The sequence below is a fragment of the Catenulispora sp. EB89 genome (genome assembly GCF_041261445.1).
Taxonomy (GTDB): domain Bacteria; phylum Actinomycetota; class Actinomycetes; order Streptomycetales; family Catenulisporaceae; genus Catenulispora.
This window is the reverse complement of the sequence record NZ_JBGCCU010000015.1, coordinates 95,874-115,200: the sequence shown is the minus strand read 5'-3', so window position 1 is coordinate 115,200 and position 19,327 is coordinate 95,874. Positions and strand designations below refer to the sequence as shown.

Annotated in this window: 17 protein-coding genes; 13 read left to right on the top strand and 4 right to left on the bottom strand. The window is 71.9% G+C overall.

What is annotated here, in order from left to right; translation table 11 throughout:
• Window positions 1–11: 11 nt before the first annotated feature.
• Genes cobI through ABH920_RS28890 form a run of 11 tightly spaced genes read left to right on the top strand, consistent with a single transcriptional unit; the run spans window position 12 to window position 11,521 of the window.
• Window positions 12–761 carry a precorrin-2 C(20)-methyltransferase gene (gene cobI / locus ABH920_RS28940; protein WP_370352481.1) on the top strand — a complete coding sequence of 250 codons (750 nt, stop codon included), beginning with the start codon at window positions 12–14 and terminating at the stop codon, window positions 759–761.
• On the top strand, window positions 758–1,594 hold the full coding sequence (gene cobM, locus ABH920_RS28935) for a precorrin-4 C(11)-methyltransferase (RefSeq protein WP_194914637.1): 837 nt from the start codon (window positions 758–760) through the stop codon (window positions 1,592–1,594). Before cobI ends, cobM begins: the two co-directional genes overlap by 4 nt.
• A complete protein-coding gene (locus tag ABH920_RS28930) occupies window positions 1,587–2,807 on the top strand; it encodes a cobalt-precorrin-5B (C(1))-methyltransferase (RefSeq protein ID WP_370352322.1) in 1,221 nt (406 codons plus the stop codon). The genes cobM and ABH920_RS28930 overlap by 8 nt, the downstream gene beginning before the upstream one ends.
• Window positions 2,804–3,979, top strand: a complete 1,176-nt coding sequence (cbiE, locus tag ABH920_RS28925; protein WP_370352321.1) for a precorrin-6y C5,15-methyltransferase (decarboxylating) subunit CbiE — start codon at window positions 2,804–2,806, stop codon at window positions 3,977–3,979. Before ABH920_RS28930 ends, cbiE begins: the two co-directional genes overlap by 4 nt.
• Entirely contained in the window at window positions 3,976–5,979 is a 2,004-nt protein-coding gene (gene cobJ, locus ABH920_RS28920) for a precorrin-3B C(17)-methyltransferase (RefSeq protein ID WP_370352320.1), read from the top strand. Before cbiE ends, cobJ begins: the two co-directional genes overlap by 4 nt.
• Window positions 5,976–6,170: an indolepyruvate ferredoxin oxidoreductase subunit alpha gene (locus ABH920_RS28915; RefSeq protein WP_370352319.1), complete on the top strand. Its 195-nt coding sequence runs from the start codon at window positions 5,976–5,978 to the stop codon at window positions 6,168–6,170. The genes cobJ and ABH920_RS28915 overlap by 4 nt, the downstream gene beginning before the upstream one ends.
• Window positions 6,167–6,781, top strand: a complete 615-nt coding sequence (locus tag ABH920_RS28910) for a precorrin-8X methylmutase (RefSeq protein WP_370352317.1) — start codon at window positions 6,167–6,169, stop codon at window positions 6,779–6,781. The genes ABH920_RS28915 and ABH920_RS28910 overlap by 4 nt, the downstream gene beginning before the upstream one ends.
• Window positions 6,778–7,644 (top strand): sirohydrochlorin chelatase, encoded by an 867-nt coding sequence (locus tag ABH920_RS28905; protein WP_370352316.1) that lies wholly within the window; start codon window positions 6,778–6,780, stop codon window positions 7,642–7,644. The genes ABH920_RS28910 and ABH920_RS28905 overlap by 4 nt, the downstream gene beginning before the upstream one ends.
• Window positions 7,637–8,674: an Rv2231c family pyridoxal phosphate-dependent protein CobC gene (gene cobC, locus ABH920_RS28900; RefSeq protein WP_370352315.1), complete on the top strand. Its 1,038-nt coding sequence runs from the start codon at window positions 7,637–7,639 to the stop codon at window positions 8,672–8,674. The genes ABH920_RS28905 and cobC overlap by 8 nt, the downstream gene beginning before the upstream one ends.
• Window positions 8,675–8,684: 10 nt before the next feature.
• Window positions 8,685–10,121, top strand: coding sequence for a TldD/PmbA family protein (locus tag ABH920_RS28895; protein WP_370352314.1), 1,437 nt, complete (start codon window positions 8,685–8,687; stop codon window positions 10,119–10,121).
• Window positions 10,118–11,521 carry a TldD/PmbA family protein gene (locus ABH920_RS28890; RefSeq protein ID WP_370352313.1) on the top strand — a complete coding sequence of 468 codons (1,404 nt, stop codon included), beginning with the start codon at window positions 10,118–10,120 and terminating at the stop codon, window positions 11,519–11,521. The genes ABH920_RS28895 and ABH920_RS28890 overlap by 4 nt, the downstream gene beginning before the upstream one ends.
• Before the next feature lie 52 nt (window positions 11,522–11,573).
• Here the strand turns inward: ABH920_RS28890 and ABH920_RS28885 are convergent, their stop codons facing one another.
• From ABH920_RS28885 to ABH920_RS28870, 4 genes are read right to left on the bottom strand one after another with little or no spacing between them, the layout of a single operon-like run.
• The gene (locus tag ABH920_RS28885) at window positions 11,574–12,707 is read right to left on the bottom strand and encodes an NADAR family protein (RefSeq protein ID WP_370352312.1); all 1,134 of its coding nucleotides are present in this window, start codon (window positions 12,705–12,707) and stop codon (window positions 11,574–11,576) included.
• A gap of 33 nt (window positions 12,708–12,740) precedes the next feature.
• A complete protein-coding gene (locus tag ABH920_RS28880; RefSeq protein ID WP_370352311.1) occupies window positions 12,741–13,520 on the bottom strand; it encodes a 1-aminocyclopropane-1-carboxylate deaminase/D-cysteine desulfhydrase in 780 nt (259 codons plus the stop codon).
• Entirely contained in the window at window positions 13,517–15,748 is a 2,232-nt protein-coding gene (locus ABH920_RS28875; RefSeq protein ID WP_370352310.1) for an ATP-dependent RecD-like DNA helicase, read from the bottom strand. The genes ABH920_RS28880 and ABH920_RS28875 overlap by 4 nt, the downstream gene beginning before the upstream one ends.
• A 16-nt stretch (window positions 15,749–15,764) precedes the next feature.
• Window positions 15,765–16,697, bottom strand: a complete 933-nt coding sequence (locus ABH920_RS28870) for an EamA family transporter (protein ID WP_370352309.1) — start codon at window positions 16,695–16,697, stop codon at window positions 15,765–15,767.
• A gap of 90 nt (window positions 16,698–16,787) precedes the next feature.
• Between ABH920_RS28870 and ABH920_RS28865 the strand changes: the two genes are divergently transcribed.
• The gene (locus ABH920_RS28865; protein WP_370352308.1) at window positions 16,788–17,684 is read left to right on the top strand and encodes a LysR family transcriptional regulator; all 897 of its coding nucleotides are present in this window, start codon (window positions 16,788–16,790) and stop codon (window positions 17,682–17,684) included.
• The gene (locus tag ABH920_RS28860) at window positions 17,681–19,246 is read left to right on the top strand and encodes a cobyric acid synthase (protein ID WP_370352307.1); all 1,566 of its coding nucleotides are present in this window, start codon (window positions 17,681–17,683) and stop codon (window positions 19,244–19,246) included. Before ABH920_RS28865 ends, ABH920_RS28860 begins: the two co-directional genes overlap by 4 nt.
• Window positions 19,247–19,327: the final 81 nt, after the last annotated feature.

Genomic DNA, 19,327 nt, shown 5'->3' with positions numbered 1-19,327 from the left:
TGCGGGGTGGTGTGATGCGACTGCTCACCGGTGTCGGGGTCGGCCCCGGCGACCCGGATCTGGTGACGGTGAAGGCCGTCCGGGTGTTGCAGGCTGCTGATGTCGTGTTCGTGCCCATACTCGCCGACGGTCCGGAGGGGCCGGGACGCGCCGAGGCCACCGTTCGCGCACACATCGACGGCGACACGATCCGCGCCGTCCCGTTCGCGCTGTCCGACCGCGGCGGACGCACCGCCGAACGCCTGAACGCCTGGGACGAGGCGGCGCGCGCGGTCGTCGCGGCCTTCGACGACGGTGCCGAGCGCATCGCCTTCGCCACCATCGGCGACCCGAACATCTACTCGACGTTCAGCTATCTCGCGCAGACTGTTCGAACCCTGATTCCGTCGGTCTCGGTGGAGACCGTGCCCGGGATCACCGCGATGCAGGACCTCGCCTCGCGTTCCGGAACGGTGCTGGCCGAGGGGCGCGAGGTGCTGGCGCTGTTCCCGATGACCGCGGGCCTGGAGGCGTACGAGCGCGCGCTGGAGGCGTTCGACACGGTCGTCGCCTACAAGGGCGGCCGGTTCCTGCCCGAGATGCTGGACGCGGTGCGGAAAGCGGGCCGCGGCGGCGAGACCGTATTCGGGGCCGCACTGGGCCTGCCGGAGGAAGTCGTGGGGCCGGTCGAGGATCTGGCCCCGGACACGATCGGCACCGCGCCGTATCTGTCCACTGTCATCACCACCGCGCGGCGGCGCGGGCGAGGGGGAGCACTGTGAGCGCCGGCACGGCGAAGGTCACGTTCATCGGAGCCGGTCCGGGCGCGGCCGACCTGATCACGCTGCGCGGGGCCCGCGCGATCGCCGAGGCGGACGTCCTGATCTGGGCCTCCAGCCTGGTGCAGGAGGCGGTGCTGGAGCACGCGCGGCCGGACGCCGAGATCGTCGACTCCGCGGCGCTGCCGATGGAGGGCGTGATCGCGATCTACGAGCGCGCGGTCGCGCAGGGCCTGCGCGTGGCCCGCATCCACTCCGGCGACCCGTCGCTGTGGGGCGCGGTCCAGGAGCAGCTGGAGCGCTGCCGCGAGCTGGGGCTGGAGACGGAGATCGTGCCGGGCGTCTCGGCGTTCTCGGCGGTGGCGGCGATCGCGCAGCGGGAGCTGACGATTCCGGAGGTCGCGCAGTCGGTGATCCTCACGCGGCTCGGCGGCGGCAAGACGCCGATGCCGGAGAAGGAGTCGATCCGGGCCTTCGCGGCGCACGGGACGACGATGGCCGTGTTCCTGTCGGCAGCGCGTTCGGGCCAGCTCGCCGCCGAACTGCTTGAGGGCGGCTACCCGCCCGAGACGCCGGTGATCGTCGCCTACCGCGCCACGTGGGAGGACGAGGAGCTGGCACAGTGCACCATCGCAGACCTCGAAGAGACGGTGAAGGCCCGCAAGCTCTGGAAGCACACGCTGTTCCTGGTCGGGCCGGCGCTGGGGGCGCACGGGACGCGGTCGCACCTGTACCACCCGGGGCACTTCCACGGGTTCCGGCGGGCTGAGCGGGGCGCGCGGAAGGAGTTGCTGGCGGCGGACGCGGCTTTGGTGCATCGGGAATCAGATGTCTGAGGTTCCTGAGCCCAGCAGTGGCGACTCGCCCGAGGCGGAGGTTCCGGGCGAGCCGATTCTTCGTGAACCGGATCTGCCTCGGACGATGAAGGTGCGTCCGAAGGCTTTGCGCCCTGGCTGGACCACCGGCGCCTGCGCCGCTGCCGCCGCCAAGGCCGCGACCACCGCCCTGGTCACCGGTCAGCCGCAGACCTGGACCGAGATCGCCCTGCCCTCCGGCCGGCGCGTCACGTTCGCCACCGACCGCTGCGACCTGTCGCGCCCCGGCCGTGCCGAGGCGGTCGTCGTCAAGGACGCCGGCGACGACCCCGACGTCACGCACGGCGCGCACCTCACCGCGACCGTCTCCTGGCTGCCCGACGGCGCCGGCCTTCAGCTCGACGGCGGCCTCGGCGTCGGCGTCGTCACCAAGCCCGGCCTCGGCCTGGAGGTCGGCGGTCCGGCGATCAACCCGGTGCCGCGTTCGATGATCGAGGCCTCCGTCGCCGAAGCGCTCGGCGCCGGACCCGCCGAGTCCGCCGATCGCGGCCTGCGCGTCGTCATCTCTGTGCCCGAGGGCGAGGTGATGGCGCGCAAGACCACCAACGCCCGCCTCGGCATCCTTGGCGGCATCTCCATCCTGGGCACCACCGGCATCGTGCGGCCGTTCTCCACTGCCGCCTGGCGAGCCAGCGTCGAGCAGGCCGTCTCCGTCCTCGCCGCGCAGGCCGCTGAGACGTCACAGGACCCTGTCCTGGTCCTGTGCACCGGCGGCCGGACCGAGAAGGGCGCGATGCTGCTGTTCCCGGACCTGCCGGAGGTCAGCTTCGTCGAGGTCGGCGACTTCACCGGCGCGGCGCTGCGGCGGTGCGTCGAGCACGGGGTGCGGCGTGTCGTGTTCGTCGGGATGGCCGGCAAGCTGACCAAGCTAGGCGCGGGCGTGCTGATGACGCACTACACGCGGTCCAAGGTCGACTGCTCGCTGCTCGGCGACATCACCCGCTTCGTCGGCGGCCCTTCCGAGCTCGCGGACACCGTCGGCGTCGCCAACACCGCCCGGCACGCCTACGAACTGTGGGACGCCGCCGGGCTGTTGCCCGTCGCAGGGCTCGAACTCTGCCGTCGGGTCGCCGCCGTTCTGGAGCGCTTCGCCGCCGCCGAGTGCGGCGGCACGATCAGCGCCGAGGTCGCGATGGTCGACTTCAGCGGCCTGGAAGTGGTGGCGCGGACGTGATCACCGTCATCGGCTTCGACGGCGGCCCGCTGTCCGAGCCGGCCCGCGCCGCTCTGGCCTCGGCCACCCTGGTCGCCGGCGGCCGGCGTCACCTGGACGCGGTCGAGGTCCCGCGCGGCGCCGAACGCATCGCGCTCGGCGCTCTGGACGCTCTGTACGCGGCGCTGCCCTCACACGAGAACGTCTGCGTGATAGCCAGCGGCGATCCGGGTTTCTTCGGCATCGTCCGGCAGCTGCGCGAATACGGGCTCGAAATCAGTGTTCTGCCGGCGCCGTCCTCGGTCGCCACGGCGTTCGCCGCGATCGGCCTGTCCTGGGACGACGCGATCGTCGTCAGCGCGCACGGTCGTGAGCTGCGGCCGGTCGCGAACGTCTGCCGCGCCTTTCCGAAGGTCGCCGTGCTGACCGGCCCCGGCGCCGGTGCGCGGGAACTCGGCGCCGAACTTCCCGACCGCACCTTCGTGGTCGCCCAGCGCCTCGGCCATCCTGATCAGCGTATTGATACGCTCAGCTCGCACGCCGCGGCGCATGCCGAGTTCGCCGATCCGCACGTCCTGCTGTGCCTGGACGAGTCCCGACTGACCTCCGAACGCGGCTGGATCGCGGGCTTCGGCGGCGTGCCGGGCACCTGGGCACTGCCGGAGTCGGACTTCGCGCACCGGGCCTCGATGATCACCAAGTCCGAGGTCCGCGCCCTGGCTCTGAGCAGACTCGCCCCGCGCCCCGGCCGCCTGGTCTGGGACATCGGCGCGGGTTCGGGCTCGGTCGGCGTCGAGTGCGCACGCTTCGGCGCGGCGGTGGTCGCGGTCGAGCGCGACGCGGAGTCCTGCGACCGCATCCGTGCCAACGCCGCCACGCACGGCGTCGCCGTCGAGGTGGTCACCGCCGACGCCGCCCTCGCCCTGGACCGGCTGCCGCCGCCGGACGCGGTGTTCGTCGGCGGCGGCGGCGTGGACGTGATCGCCGCCTGCGCCGCGACCCCGGCCGCCACCGTCGTCGTGGCCCTCGCCGCCATCGAGCGCGTGCCGGAGGCGATCAGCCTCCTGACGAAGTCCGACCGCGCGGTCGACGGCGTGCTGCTCCAGTCCTCGCGCCTGTCCGCCCTTCCGGGCGACGCCCACCGCTTCGCCGCCGCCAATCCCGTGTTCCTGCTCTGGGGAGAACGACGTTGAGCCACGACACCCCTTCGCCCCGCACCCCGATCGGCGTGGTCGCCGCCACCGCCGCCGGCCGCCGCGCCGCCGAGGCGCTGGCCGCCGCCTGGCCCACGGAGGTACACGTCTACGGCGGCGCGTCCGAACTGCGCACCGCATTCGAAGCCTGCGATGCGGTGGTGGCGTTCCTCGCAGTCGGCGCTGCAGTTCGCACCCTGGCCCCCGCCCTGGGTCACAAGAGCACCGACGCGGCTGTGGTCTGCGTCGACGAGTCGCTGCGCCACGCGGTCGCCGTCCTCGGCGGCCACCACGGCGCCAACGAGCTGGCCGAGCGCGTCTCGACGGTGCTGGGCTGCACCCCGGTGATCACGACGGCCTCGGACGCGTCCGGCGCGCAGGCGCTGGACTCCTACGGTGCGGACCTGGGCTTCACGGTCGAGAATCCCGCGCTGCTGGCCCCGGTCGGCGCAGCGCTACTGTCCGGTGCTCCGGTCGCGCTGATCGGCACAGATAACTGGCCCCTTCCGTCGCTACACATCAACGGCGAGGGCGACCCGGAAGCAACGCTCTCGGTGAGTGATGCGGCGGAAGTCGATGGACTGGTCTACCGGCCGCCGTCGCTGGTGGTAGGCGTGGGTGCATCGCGAGGAGTGACGGCCGACGAGGTCCTGGACGCGGTGGACCGCGCGCTGGCCGCCGGGGGCCTGAGTGCCGCATCGGTGGCTCGCCTGGCATCGGTGGACGCCAAGTCTGACGAGCCGGGCATCCTCGAAGCGGCCCGCCGCCGTGGCTGGCAGGTCGTCTTCCACCCGGCCGCCGAACTGGCAAAGATCGAGGTCCCCAATCCGAGCGCCGTAGTACTCGCCGAAGTCGGCACCCCCTCCGTCGCCGAAGCTGCCGCCCGCTACGACGGCCCGAACCGCCCCCTCGCCGACCTGCTTGTGCCGAAGACCAAGAGTGTGCCGGCTCCACCGCCCGCCGCCGACTGCGCGCCAGCTTCCGCCCAAGCTCCCGCTCCGGAGCCAGCCCAGCCTGTTGCCGCACCGGCCGCCGGAGTGCTGCCCACCGCCGGTGCCGCGCCGCTCTCGGCGCAGGTTTCTGCCTCGTTGTCACGCCAGCCCGCCACCGCACTGGCCGCCACCGGCGACGCTCAGGCCGCGGGCCGGCCATCTGTCGTACCGGCCGCCGACCACGCGCCGGCTTCGCCCGAATCCGCTGCCACCACCGGTGCTGCCCCGGCCCCCATGGCCACCGCCGCCATCGCCCGCCTCGCCCCCCGAGGCCGCCTCGCCCTCATCGGCCTCGGCCCCGGCGCGCGCGACCTCCTCCCGCCCCGCGCCGTCGCCGAGTTGCGGCGCGCCTCCGTCGTCGTCGGCCTCGACCAGTACCTCGACCAGATCCGCGACCTCCTTCGCCCGGGCACCGAAGTCCGCGCCACCGGCCTCGGAAGCGAGGAGGCGCGCGCCCGCGATGCCGTGCAGACCGCGCGCGAAGGCCGGGCCGTGGCGCTGATCGGCTCCGGCGACTCCGGGCTCTATGCCATGGCCAGTCCGGCGCTCGACCTCTTCGGCGACCTCGATGACGTCGACGTCGTCGGCGTCCCCGGCATCACCGCCTCGCTCGCGGCGGCCAACGTCCTCGGGGCGCCGCTCGGGCACGACCATGCCGTCATCTCGCTCTCCGATCTGCACACGCCGTGGCCCGCTATCGTGCGGCGCGTCACCGCCGCGGCGGAGGGGGACTTCGTCACCGTCTTCTACAACCCGCGCAGCAAGGGCCGGGACTGGCAGCTCGGCCATGCCCTCGACATCCTGCGGCAGCACCGGCCGGGGACCACGCCTGTCGGCTGTGTGCGGGACGCCTCGCGGCCGGGGCAGAGGGCGCGGATCAGTACCCTGAGCGAGTTCGATCCCGCCGACGTCGACATGTACACGATCGTGCTGGTCGGCAGCTCCCACACCCGCGTCGCGGCCGGCCGCATGGTCACGCCGCGCGGCTACACCTGGAGCGGCGAATGAGTGTCCTGATCGCCGAGGTGCGTGCGTGCCAGGGGTGCGGCGCCTGCCTGCTTACGTGTCCGGAGCACGCCATCCGCCCCCGCGCCGGAACCCTCGTCGTGCATCCCGACCGCTGTACCGGCTGCGGTGAATGTGTCGAGGTATGCCCAGTCGACGCCATCGTCCTCATCGAGCCGGAGCACACGCCATGACCGCCCGCACCGTCCACCCCATCGAGGCCGAGTCCTACCGCATCCTGCGTACGCACTTCGACACCTCCGCCCTCCCGCCCTACACCCGAGCGGTCGTCGAACGCGTCATCCACGCCAGCGCCGACTTCGACTACGGCACCGACCTGGTCGCCGACGAGGCCGCGCTGGCCCGCGCCGCCGCCGCGCTGGGCGCCGGCGCCCCGATCGTCGCCGACGTCGAGATGGTCGCTGCCGGGATCACGCGCCGCGACGCCCTGTGCGCCATCAAGCACCCCGACGCTCCGGGCCTGGCCGCCGCCGAGGGCATCACGCGCTCCGCCGCCGCGCTGCGCATCGCCGCCGAGCAGGCCGGCCCCGGCGCCGTCTACGTGATCGGCTGTGCGCCGACCGCGCTGTTCGAGCTCGTCGCGATCGCCGAGCAGGCCCGGCCCGCGCTGGTCATCGGGCTGCCCGTGGGCTTCGTCGGTGCGGCGGAGTCCAAGGCCGCGCTGCGGGACTCCGGGCTGCCGGCCGTGTCGAACGTCTCCGGCAAGGGCGGTTCGGCCGTCGCCGCCGCCGCGCTCAATGCTCTGATATACCAGGACCTGGTGAAAGAAGGCAACGCATCATGACCGCGCTCCTGATCGTCGGCCACGGCACCCGCGACGCCGACGGCGCCGAGGACTTCCGCGCCTTCGTGCAGCGCGTGGCCCGCCGCGCGCCGCAGGCCGTCGAAGCGGTGGACGGCGGCTTCATCGAGCTTTCCGCGCCGCCCGTCGGCGAGGCCGTGACCCGCCTGGCCGAGGCCGGGCACCGGCGCGTGGCCGCGGTGCCGCTGGTCCTGGTCGCCGCCGGCCACGCCAAGGGCGACATCCCCGGCTCCCTGAACCGCGAGCGCCTGCGGCACGCGGCCCTGTCCTTCGCCTACGGACGTCCGCTCGGCGTCCACCCGACCATCCTGTCGCTGCTCGAAGCGCGCCTGGACACCGTCCTGCCGCGCGAGGAACGCGCCGAGGCCGCCGTCCTGCTGGTCGGCCGCGGCTCGACCGACCCCGACGCCAACGCCGAGGTCTACCGCGCCTCCCGCCTGCTGTGGGAGGGTCGCGGCCTCGGCATGGTCGAGACCGCGTTCGTCTCGCTCGCGCACCCGTCGGTGGAAGAGGGCCTGGAACGCTGCCGTCGCCTCGGCGCGAAGCGCATCGTGGTCCTGCCCTACTTCCTGTTCCGCGGCGTGCTCCCGGACCGCATCGCCGAGCAGGCCGCGGGGTACGACGTCGCCCCGGTCATCGGCGACTGCGACGAACTCGCCGACCTGGTCCTGGAACGCCACGCCGAAGCCGTCGCCGGCGACATCCGCATGAACTGCGACACCTGCGTGTACCGGATCGCCATGCCGGGGTTCGAAGACAAGGTCGGCGCCGCGCAGACCCCGCACCACCACCCCGACGAGGACGGCCACAGCCACCATCACCCGCACGCGCACTCCCATGGGTGAGGACCTCGGCCACCACGGTGACGCCGAGGTACGGGACGCGGCCATCCGGCACGACTTCGCGGTCAACGTCCGCGTGCCGGAACCGCCGCGCTGGCTCCGTGACCGCCTCACCGCCGGCATCGAAACGCTGGCCGCGTACCCCGATCCCCGGGAAGCCACCGAAGCGGTCGCCGAACGCCACGGCCGCACGCCGGACGAAGTCCTCCTCACCTCCGGCGCGGCCGAAGCCTTCGTCCTGCTTGCCAGGGTCCTGACACCCCGCCGCGCGCTGGTCGTGCATCCCCAGTTCACCGAGCCCGAAGCCGCCCTACGCGCCGCCGGCCACCCGGTCGAGCGCCACATCCTGACCGGCGACTTCACCCTCGACCCGGCACGCGTCCCCGCCGAACCCGACCTGGTCATGATCGGCAACCCGACGAACCCGACCTCCGTCCTGCATCCGGCGGCGGCCATCGAACGCCTGCACAGCAAGGGCCGCACAATCGTCGTCGACGAGGCCTTCATGGACGCGATCCCCGGCGAGACCGAGACCCTGGCCGGCCACCCCGGCGTCGTCGTCATCAGAAGCCTGACAAAGACGTGGGGCCTGGCCGGTCTTCGCATCGGTTACGTCCTCGGCCCGGCGCCTCTCATCAGGGCCCTGAAAGCCGCCCAACCGCTCTGGTCCGTCTCCACCCTCGGCCTCATCGCCGCGCAGGCCACCACCGAGCCCGAAGCCCTGGCCGAGGCCGAAGCCCTCGCCAAGCAGGCCGACCAGGACCGCGACCACCTCCTGGCCCGCCTCGCCGAGCTCCCCGGCCTTACCGTCCCGGCCGTCTCCCGGGCCCCGTTCGTGCTGGTCAGGGCGTCGAACGCGGCCGAGCTCCGGGCCGGCCTGCGCGCCGAGGGCATCGCCGTCCGGCGCGGCGACACCTTCCCTGGCCTGGGCCCGGGCTGGCTGCGCCTGGCCGTGCGCGATCGGACCGCCACCGACCTGCTGATCGACCGCTGGCAGCAACTCACCGCGACGCCCTGGTCGGGGCCGGGATAAGGTCGGGGCCATGAGCAGCTACCTCGACGCCGCCGACCAGGCCGTGGAGCACGCGCTCGCGCTGGGGGCCCGCTACGCCGACGCCCGCGTCATGCACCGCCGCACCGAGTCCATGTCCGCCCGCAACGGTGCCGTGGAGGCGCTGGAGCAGGGCGAGACGGTCGGTATCGGGGTGCGGGCGCTCGTGGGGTCCAGCTGGGGTTTCTTCGCGACGCCGCACCTGGACGCGCCCTCGGTCCGGGCGGCCGGCCGACAGGCCGTGGAGATCGCCACTGCCTCCTCGCGGGTGCCGGGTCCGGCGGCCATGATCCCGGCCGACCCGGAGGTCGGCAGCTGGGCCAGCCACTGCGAGGTGGACCCGCTGGACGTGCCGGTGTCGGACAAGGGCGACCTGTTGACCGCGGCCACCGCCGAGATGCGCGCTCAGGGTGCTGACATCGCCACCGGCCTGTACCAGATCTGGGACACCCGCAAGTGGTTCGTCTCCTCCGAGGGACACCGCATCGACCAGCACATCCGCGAGTGCGGCGGCGGCATCTCGGCGACCGCGGTCGGCGAGCGCGAGACCCAGGTGCGTTCCTACCCCTCGCGCCGCGGCCAGTACGGCACCCGCGGCTGGGAGCTGGTCACCGAGCTGGACCTGGCCTCGCAGGCGGCCCGGATCGCCGACGAGGCCCAGGCGCTGCTGCGCGCTCCGCAGTGCCCGTCCGGCCAGACCACGCTCATCCTCGGCGGCGAGCAGCTGGCGTTGCAGATCCACGAGTCCGTCGGCCACGCCATCGAGCTGGACCGCATCCTGGGCTGGGAGGCGGCGTACGCCGGCACCTCGTGGCTGGACCTGGCCGAGCTCGGCACGCTGCGGTATGGCAGTGAGCTGATGAACATCGTCATCGACGCCACCCACCCCGGCGCCCTGGGCTCCTTCGGCTACGACGACGAGGGCACCAAGGCCGGCAAGCGCGACGCGGTCCGTAACGGCATCTGGACCGGCGTGCTGGCCGGCCGCGAGAGCGCCGCCGTCGCAGGGCTCGACTACGGCGGCAGCGTCCGCTCCATGGACTGGTCGCGGCTGCCGATCGTGCGCATGACCAACGTGGGCCTGGAACCGGGCCCGCACACCCTGGACGAGATCATCGCCGCCACCGGCGACGGGGTGTTCATGGACATGAACCGGTCCTGGTCGATCGACGACAAGAGATTGAACTTCCAGTTCGGCTGCGAAGTCGGCTACGAGGTGAAGAACGGCAAGCTCGGCCGGATGGTGAAGAACCCCACCTACACCGGCATCGGCCCGACGTTCTGGCAGAGCATGGACATGCTCTCCAACGAGATCGTCGCCTGGGGCACGCCGAACTGCGGCAAGGGCCAGCCCGGCCAGGTCGGGCACACCGGCCACCCGGCGGCGCCGGCCCGGTTCCAGAACGTGCGAGTGGGGGTGCGCGGATGAGCCCGGACGCCACGGCGCGGACCGAGACCGCCGAGCGGGTGCTCCAGGCCGCGCGCACAGCCGCCGGAGGCTCGGCGGACGTGGACGTGACGGTCGAGCACGAACACGTCGCGCTCACCCGCTTCGCCAACTCCTACATCCACCAGAACGTCGCCAGCGACACCGACACGGTCACCCTGCGGATCCACGCCGACGGCCGCACCGCGCTGAACTCCACCACGGTCACCGACGACGCGGGCCTGGCGGCCCTGGTCGAGCGCACCGTGGCGGCCGTCCGGCTCTCGCCGGCCGACCCCGGCTGGGCCGGCCTGTCCGGCCCCGCCGGACTCCCGGCGCCCGCCGACGACCCGGACCTGGCGACCGGCGGCGCCGGCCCGGAGGCGCGGGCCGAGCAGGTGAAGGCCTACGTCGACGCGGTCGGCGAGCTCACGGCGGCCGGGTTCTACCGGAACCGGCTGGTCGTCACCGCGTATACGAACTCTGAGGGTCAGAGCGCCCACGGCACGGTCGTCGAGGCCACGATCGACGGCATCGCCAAGACCGAGACCTCCGACGGCGCCTCGCGCCAGGCCTCGCGCCGGATGAGCGACCTGGACGGCGCCGCGATGGGCGCGCGGGCGGCGGCGAAGGCGCTGGCGTCGCAGAACCCTGTCGAGATCGAGCCGGGCGAGTACGAGGTGGTGCTGGAGCCGACGGCGGTCAGCGACGTGCTGTGGGCGCTGGCCGACTTCGGCTTCAACGGCAAGTCGCTGATCGAGGGCACCTCGTTCGCGCGGCTCGGGGAGCAGCAGTTCGACCCGTCGGTGACGCTGATCGACGACCCGCTCTCCGGACCCGCGGCCGGCCCGCTGTTCGACGCCGAGGGCACCCCGCGCGAGGTGCTGGAACTGGTCCGCGACGGGCTGACGCGGGCCGTCGCGCACGATCGCCGCTCGGCGCGCGAAGCCGGAGCGGGAGTCGCGAGCACCGGCCACGCCAGCGCGTTCAGCGCGGTGGAGGGAGCCCAGCCGATCAACATCCGGCTGGAGCCGACGGTCGGCCTGGCCCCGACCGAGGTCGAGGGACCGGCGGCGGACTCCTCGGTCCAGGCGCTGGTCACGCAGGTCAGGCGAGGCTTGTTGGTGACAGACCACTGGTATACGCGCTGCCTGGACCCGCGGCGGCTGGTGATGACCGGGCTGACGCGCAACGGTGTCTGGCTGATCGAGAACGGCGAGATCACCCGCCCGGTGAAGAACCTGCGCTTCACGCAGTCCTACCCCGAAGCGCTCGCGCCGGGGCGCGTGCTGGGGATCGGTACGTACGCGCCGGCGTTCGCGTCGAAGTACGGGGCGTTCTCGGCGATGGCGCCGGCGCTGCGACTCGCGGGATGGAACTTCACGGGCGGCGCGAGCGGCTGAGCTGTGAGCGGCCGAGCTGCGGGCGGCTGAGGCGCGGGCGGACGGCGGCCGTTTACCAGTCCGCGCCGAGGTTTTTCAGAGCGAGCTCGGCGCGGACCTCCTCCAGCAGCCGGCCCATCCAGTTGCGGCCCCGTGTACCGCGCTCTCCCCAGAACAGCGACTCACCGTCCTTGAACAGGATCCGTGCCTCGCCGGTCGCCGCGAGGACGGCGGCGAGGTCGGGGTTCTGCGAGAACTTCGCCCGCAACAGCAGGGCCATGACCGCGAGCCGCGTCTGGGGCCAGCCATCGCGGACTGCCGCCTCCCTGACGATGCTCCGTACCAGGCGCGCCGGCTCGGCGGCGAGAACCGCCTCCCGGACCGCGTCGTCGGTCACGGCGAGCGCCCAGTACGCCTGCAGGACGGTCGGGTAGGCCAGGCCGCCGATCTCGATCGGCGACGGGTACTCGTTGCGCAGGACCCACACGTCCAGTTCCTGGGGCCAGCCCTTCGGGTAGACGATCTCCGGGACGATGACGCTGGTCGGCTCGGACTCCGCGTGGTCCGGGCCGTCGGCGGGCACACGTGCGCGGTACTCCGCCGTGGCTTTCGCCTCCTGGGCGAAGTAGTCCAGAACCCAGGCGTAGGTCTTTTCGGTGACGACGGCCGGGCTGCCGGCCCGGGTCGTGTACGGCGCACCGACGCCGCCGATGAGGATCTGCACGGGAACGTCGTTCTGGTCCATGTCGCCGAGCATGTAGACGCGCATGTGCTCGGGGACCGCCTCGTAGGCGGTCCGCAGTGCCTGCCGGTTCTCGTCGGTCTGGTCGGCGAGGAACACGTCGACGGCGGCGCGGCACCGGGCTGATGAGTTCGGGCGCTGGTTCAGGTCGTCGATGGTGTCGCGGACCTCGCCGAGGAGCATCTCAGGGGTCAGCCACGTCTTGGGCTCGGCGAACTTCCACGAGGCGAGATGGTGGGCCGAGGCCCGGGCGCCCTCGGTCAGCTCGGTGGCGACCCAGCCGGAGCGGAGTTTCGCGGCGAACCCGTCGAGGGTTTCCAGCCCCCAGCAGTCCACCATGCCGTCGGCGTAGATGATCAGGTCGGTGAGGTGGTAGCTTCCCGCGTTGCGGATGAACGCCGGCCGCCAGGTCCCGGTGATACGCTCCCCGTCCACGTCGCGCCAAGTCGGCTGATTGATCCCCATGGCGGGCAGGCTATCGGTTTCCGAGCCGCCGGTTCAGCCGGTGGTGATGACCGCGACGATCCGCGTGCCGGGCTCGAATCTCCCGGCCTCGATCATGTCCGTGATGCCGTACAGCATCTTGGCGACGTAGATCCGATCGACCTCGAAGCCGTGCTCCTCGCCGAACTTCGCTGCGAAGGCATCCAGCTCCGGAGGCACCTTCGCGTAGCCGCCGAAGTGGAAGTCGTCCTCGATGTGCCAGTTGTCGAAGACCCTCTGGTAGGTCTGCCGTTGCAGTTCGGCGACTTCCTTCGTCAAGAAGCCGCCCTTCAGCGTTGCGAACCCGATCGCCCGCTGCCCCGGCCCGAGCCCGGCAGCGATCCCCGCGAGCGTCCCGCCGGTTCCGACCGGGCAGCAGATCACGTCGAAGGGCTCTGCGATCTCCTGCGGCAGCTCCGCGCAGCCCTTCACCGCCGCCGGATTCGATCCACCCTCCGGGATCAGGTAGAAATCCCCGAAGCAGCTCTCCAGGAACCGCCGCATGTTGTTCGATTTCTTGGTCCGGTACGTCTCCCGGTCCACATACATCAAGTGCATGCCCTGCGATCTCGCGAACGCCAGCGACTCGTTCAGCGGCTCATGCGGCTCGCCCCGGATCACCCCGATCGTCTTGAGTCCCTCGGCCCGCCCGGCCGCCGCGACCGCCCGGATGTGGTTCGAGTACGCGCCGCCGAACGTCAGCAGCCTCGTCGCGCCGGCCCGGCGTGCCTTCGCCAGGTTGTACTTCAGCTTCCGCGGCTTGTTGTTGTCGAAGTGCAGGATCAGCTCTGTCATCGCAGCCGGTGGTCCAATCCCGTGAACCGCTTGCCCGCCGACATCGTCCGGATCGCCTGCGCCAGCGCACGCTTCGAGCCGACCAGCACCACCAGCTTCTTGGCCCGCGTCACGGCCGTGTACAGCAGGTTCCGCTGCAGCATCATCCACGCGCTCATCGTCACCGGCACCACGACCACCGGGTACTCAGAGCCCTGCGACCGGTGCACGGTCATCGCGTACGAGTGCTGCAGCTCGTCGAGCTCGGCGAACTCGTACGTCACGTCCTCGTCCTCGTCGGTCCGCACGACCAGCGTCTGCTCCTCCGGCACCATCGACATGATGACGCCGCCGGTGCCGTTGAAGACTCCGTTCTTGCCCTTGTCGTAGTTGTTGCGGATCTGCGTCACCTTGTCGCCGACCCGGAACGTGCGCCCGCCGAACCGCTTCTCCGGCCGCGAGGGCTGCGCCGGCGTCAGCGTCTCCTGCAGCAGGCCGTTCAGCGTCCCGGCGCCGGCCGGCCCGCGGTGCATCGGGGTCAGAACCTGGATGTCGCGGCGTGGGTCGAAGCCGAAGCGCTTCGGGATGCGGGTCGTGACCAGTTCCACGGCCACCCGCGCGGCGTCCTCGGTCTCGTCCTCGACGAACAGGAAGAAGTCGTCGAATCCCTCCAGCTGCAAGGGTTTCCCGGAGTTGATCCGGTGCGCGTTCACCACCACGCCGGACTGCTGCGCCTGCCGGAACACCTGTGTCAGCCGCACGCGCGGCACCCGCGGCGCGGCCAGCAGGTCGCGCAGCACCTCGCCGGCGCCGACCGAGGGCAGCTGGTCCACGTCCCCGACCAGCAGCAGGTGCGCGCCGGGGGCGACGGCCTTGGCCAGCTTGTTGGCCAGCAGCACGTCCAGCATCGAGGCCTCGTCCACCACCACCAGGTCGGCCTCCAGCGGCCGGTCCCGGTCGTACGCCGCGTCGCCGCCGGGCTTGAGCTCCAGCAGCCGGTGCACGGTCATCGCCTCGGCGCCGGTCAGCTCGGTGAGCCGCTTGGCGGCCTTGCCGGTCGGCGCGGCGAGCACCACCCGCGCGCGTTTGGCCTGCGCCAGCTCGACGATCGAGCGCACGGTGAACGACTTGCCGCAGCCCGGCCCGCCGGTCAGGACACTGACTTTCGACGTCAGCGCCTGCTGCACCGCCGCGGTCTGCTCCGGCGCGAGATCGGCACCGGTGCGGTCCTTGAGCCAGCCCAGCGCTTTGTCCCAGTCCACGGAGGCGAACGAGCCCAGCCGGTCGTCCGGCGCCTCCAGCAGCCGCCGCAGCTGCGCGGCCAGCGAGACCTCGGCGCGGTGGAACGGCACCAGGTAGATCGCGCGGATTGGCTCGTCCGGGTCGTAGCCGTCCGGGTCCGGGATGTCCTCGGCGACCACGCCCTCGGCCTCGATGAGCTCGTCCAGGCACCGGGAGGCCAGATCGAGCTCGACCATGAGGATCTTGACCGACTCCTCCAGCAGCTTCTGGCGCGGCAGGTAGCAGTTGCCGGCGTCAGAGCTCTGCGACAGCGCGTACTGGATGCCGGCCTTCACCCGCTCCGGGGAGTCGTGCGGGATCCCGACGGCCACCGCGATCGCGTCGGCGGTCTTGAACCCGATGCCCCACACGTCGGAGGCGAGTTTGTAAGGCTCCTGCTTCACGACGTCGATCGAGGCGTCGCCGTACTCCTTGTAGATCCGCACCGAGATCGAAGTGGTGACGCCGACCGACTGCAGGAAGACCATGACCTCCTTGATGGCCTTCTGCTCGACCCAGGCCGCCGCGATCAGCTTGGTGCGCTTGGGCCCCAGGGTCGGCACCTCGATCAGCCGCTTCGGGTCCTCCTCGATCACCGCCAGGGTGTCCACCCCGAAGTGTCCGACGATCTTCTCGGCGGTCTTGGGCCCGATGCCCTTGATCAGCCCGGAGCCGAGGTACTTCTGGATGCCCGCGACGGTGGCAGGCAGCACCGTCGTGTAGTTCTCGACGGTGAACTGCCGGCCGTACTGCGGATGCGAACCCCAGCGCCCGCGCATCCGCAGCGACTCCCCGGGCTGCGCGCCGAGTAGCGCGCCGACCACCGTCAGCAGGTCCGCGGCGCCGTGGCCGGTGTCGACGCGGGCGACGGTGTAGCCGGTCTCCTCGTTGGCGAAGGTGATGCGTTCCAGGACGCCTTCGACGACGGCGAGGTTGCCGTGCGGCTCGGTGGTGGGTGCTGCGGCCAAGGGTCCTTCCCCTGTACTACGCGGCCTGTATGGACTCCTCGACTCTAGCGGCGGGCACGGACGACTCCGGCGCGATCCGCGCCGCCGCCGGCTTGCGGCGCGGCCACACGATCGCGACCAGCCCGCCCAGCACCACCACCGACCCGGCCATCTCCAGCGCGGTCATCCGCTCGCCGTTCGCGATCAGCGCCGCGAGGATCCCGATCGGCGGGACGCCGAGCGTGTAGGGCGCGACGGCCGAGGCCGGGTACTTCGTGATCAGCACCACCCACGCCCCCATGCCGATGAACGTCGACACCAGCACCACGTACAGCAGCCCCAGCACCGGCCCGGCGTGCAGATGCGCGAACGCGTGCCCGATCCGGTGCGGCCCCTCGGTCACCAGCGAGACGGCCAGCAGCGGGGGAGTGGCGTACAGGCTCGCCCACACCATCAGCGCGAACCCGTTGGCGGCGCCGGCTTTGCGGTTGCAGATCGAGCCCAGGGCCCACGACGCGCCCGCGCCGATCACCAGCAGCAGCGAGCCCAGCGGCACGTTCCCGCCGCGTCCGGCGCCGATGACTCCCAGCCCGGCCACCGCCGCCGCGATGCCCAGCACCTGCCGCAGGCCGGTCCGCTCCCCGAGCAGCAGCGCGGCCGCCAGGACCGTGAACGGCGCCTGGGACTGCAACACCAGCGAGGCCAGGCCGTCCGGCATGCCGTGCGCCATCCCGGTGAACAGCAGCACGTACTGGCCGAAGAACATGAAGGTGCTGATACCGGCGATCCAGTACCAGCGGACCTCCTTCGGGCGCGGGAGGAACAGGGTCGCCGTCCCCGTGAGCGCGAAGCGCAGGGCGGCCAGCAGGATCGGGGGGAAGCCGTCCAGGGCGTTGCTGATGGCGATGAAGTTCACGCCCCAGATCACGACGATCGCAAGGGCCAAGGCGATGTGGCGGGGATTACGCATGATGCCAGTGTCCGGGCGCGCTATCGTTCAGCACTAGCGAATGATTTTGCGTGGAACCGTTAAGCTGGCCTTAACGATTGAGGAGGCCCCATGATCGACGTGCGCCAACTGCGGACCCTGCGCGCCCTGGCCGACCACGGCACGGTCTCGGCGGCGGCCGAGGCCCTGTACCTGACGCCGTCGGCGGTCTCCCAGCAGCTGGCCGTCCTGAGCAAGAGTACCGGCTGCGAGCTGCTGGAACGACGGGGACGCAACGTGGTGCTGACCGAGGCGGCGCGGGTCCTGGTCGGGCACGCCGACGCGGTGTTCGCCCAGCTGGAGCGCGCGCAGTCCGAGCTGCGGGCCATCTCCCCGGCGCCGATGACGGTGCGCATCGCGGGCTTCCCGACCGCGATCATGGCGGTCATCGCCCCGGCGATGAAGGTGCTGCGCGAGGCGCACCCGGAGTGGGGCTTCGAGATCGCCGACACCGAGAGCGAGGACTCGGTCGCGCACCTGATCGACGGCTCGATCGACGTCGCGGTGGTGATGGCGGCGCCGAACCGGCCGCTGCTCGGCGATCCGCGGATCAGGATCCTGCCGTTGCTGGAGGAGGTCTACCACGCGGCCGTGCCGGCCGGGCACCGGTTGGCCGGGGCGGCGCAGATCTCGCTGACCGAGCTGGTCGAGGACCCGTTCGTGCTGGCCGCCGAGGGGCTGTCGTGCCACGACCAGGTGACGGCCATCTGCGCGGACGCCGGGTACCAGCCGCGCGGGCGGTACCGCGCGACGGACTTCAGCGCGGCGCTGGCGCTGATCGCCAACGGGTTCGGGGTGACGCTGCTGCCGACGCTCGGGGTGCCGCCGCAGGTGCCGGAGGGGGTCGTGCTGGTGCCGTTGAAGGAGGACTGGCCGCGGCGGGTGAGCCTGATCGCGGTGCGGAACGGTGCGGAGTACCCGGAGGTGCTCGCGGCGCTCACCGCGGCCGCGGCTAAGCTGGTCCGATGATCGTTTCCCGGGGCGGGGCCGGCGGCACGGGCGGCACGGGCTCGCTGCTCGTGTCCGGTACGACGTCCGACGCCGGCAAGAGCTTGCTTACCGCGGGGATCTGCCGGTGGCTGGCGCGGCAGGGGGTGCGGGTGGCCCCTTTCAAGGCGCAGAACATGTCGAACAACTCGATGGTCGTCGGGGTTGGGGGCACTTCCACCTCCGGCGCGGAGATCGGGCGCGCGCAGGTGATGCAGGCGCAGGCCGCCGGGGTCGAACCGGAAGTGGCGATGAACCCGGTGCTGCTCAAGCCGGGCAGCGACCGGACGAGCCAGGTCGTGCTGCTGGGGAAGGTGTTCGCGGAGGCGTCGGCCACGTCGTACCAGGACCTGAAGCCGCGGCTGCGGGAGGCGGTGCTGGCCTCGTACCAGGACTTGAAGTCGCGCTTCGACGTGGTGATCTGTGAGGGCGCCGGGTCGCCGACCGAGATCAACCTCCGGGACGGGGACCTGGTCAACATGGGGCTGGCCCGACCGCTGGGGATGCCGGTGGTGGTGGTCGGCGACATCGACCGGGGCGGGGTGTTCGCGGCGTTCCACGGGACGGTGGCGCTGCTGGACGCCGAGGACCAGCGGCTTATATCAGGGTTCGTCATCAACAAGTTCCGCGGCGATCCTTCGCTGCTGACACCGGGGCTGCGGCAGATCGAGGGGTTCACCGGACGGCCGGTGCTCGGCGTGGTGCCCTGGCTGCCCGGCATCCGGCTGGATGCGGAGGACGCGCTGCCGATCGAGGCGTACAGGTCCGAGAGCACTGTGGACGGCTCGCGCCTCCGGGTCGCGGTGGTGCGCTTCCCGCGCGTCTCGAACTTCACCGACCTCGACGCGCTGGCGATCGAGCCGGGCGTGGACGTGGAGTTCACGGCGTCGGCCTCGGCCGTGGAATCGGCGGACCTGGTCGTGCTGCCAGGCACGAAGTCGACCGTCGCGGACCTGGCCTGGCTGCGCGAGCGCGGCCTGGAACCGGCACTGGCCAAGCGCGCGGCCGAGGGTCGCCCCATCCTCGGGATCTGCGGCGGCTACCAGATGCTCGGCACCGAGATCGAGGACGACGTCGAGTCGCGGCGTGGCACCGTCGCAGGACTCGGACTTCTCCCGGTGCGCACAGTGTTCGACCCGACCAAGACCCTGACCCGGCCCACGGGCCTCGGCCTCGGCGAACCGGTGGCCGGCTACGAGATCCACAACGGCCAGGTCCAGGTCGAGGGCGGCGAAACCCTGTTCACCGACACCGCCGGCGCGGCGCTGGAGGGCTGCCGCCATGGCGCGGTCTGGGGCACGATCTGGCACGGCGCGCTGGAGAGTGACGGCTTCCGCCGCGCATACCTAACGCAGGTCGCGACGGCATGCGGACTGCGCTTCGAGCCGGACCCGACGATCTCGTTCGCCGCCGAGCGCGAGAAACAGCTCGACCGCCTCGGCGACGCGGTGGAGGAGTACCTCGACACGGACCGACTGTGGCGGCTGATCGAGGACGGGCCAACGGCGGGGCTGCCGCTGCTGGCGCCGGGGGCGCAGATCTAGCGCACGCGATTCAGAACCCTCAGTTTTCGCTACGGCCGACCGCCAACCGCACCGCCGAGTGCGAACCGCGCCATCGAACGC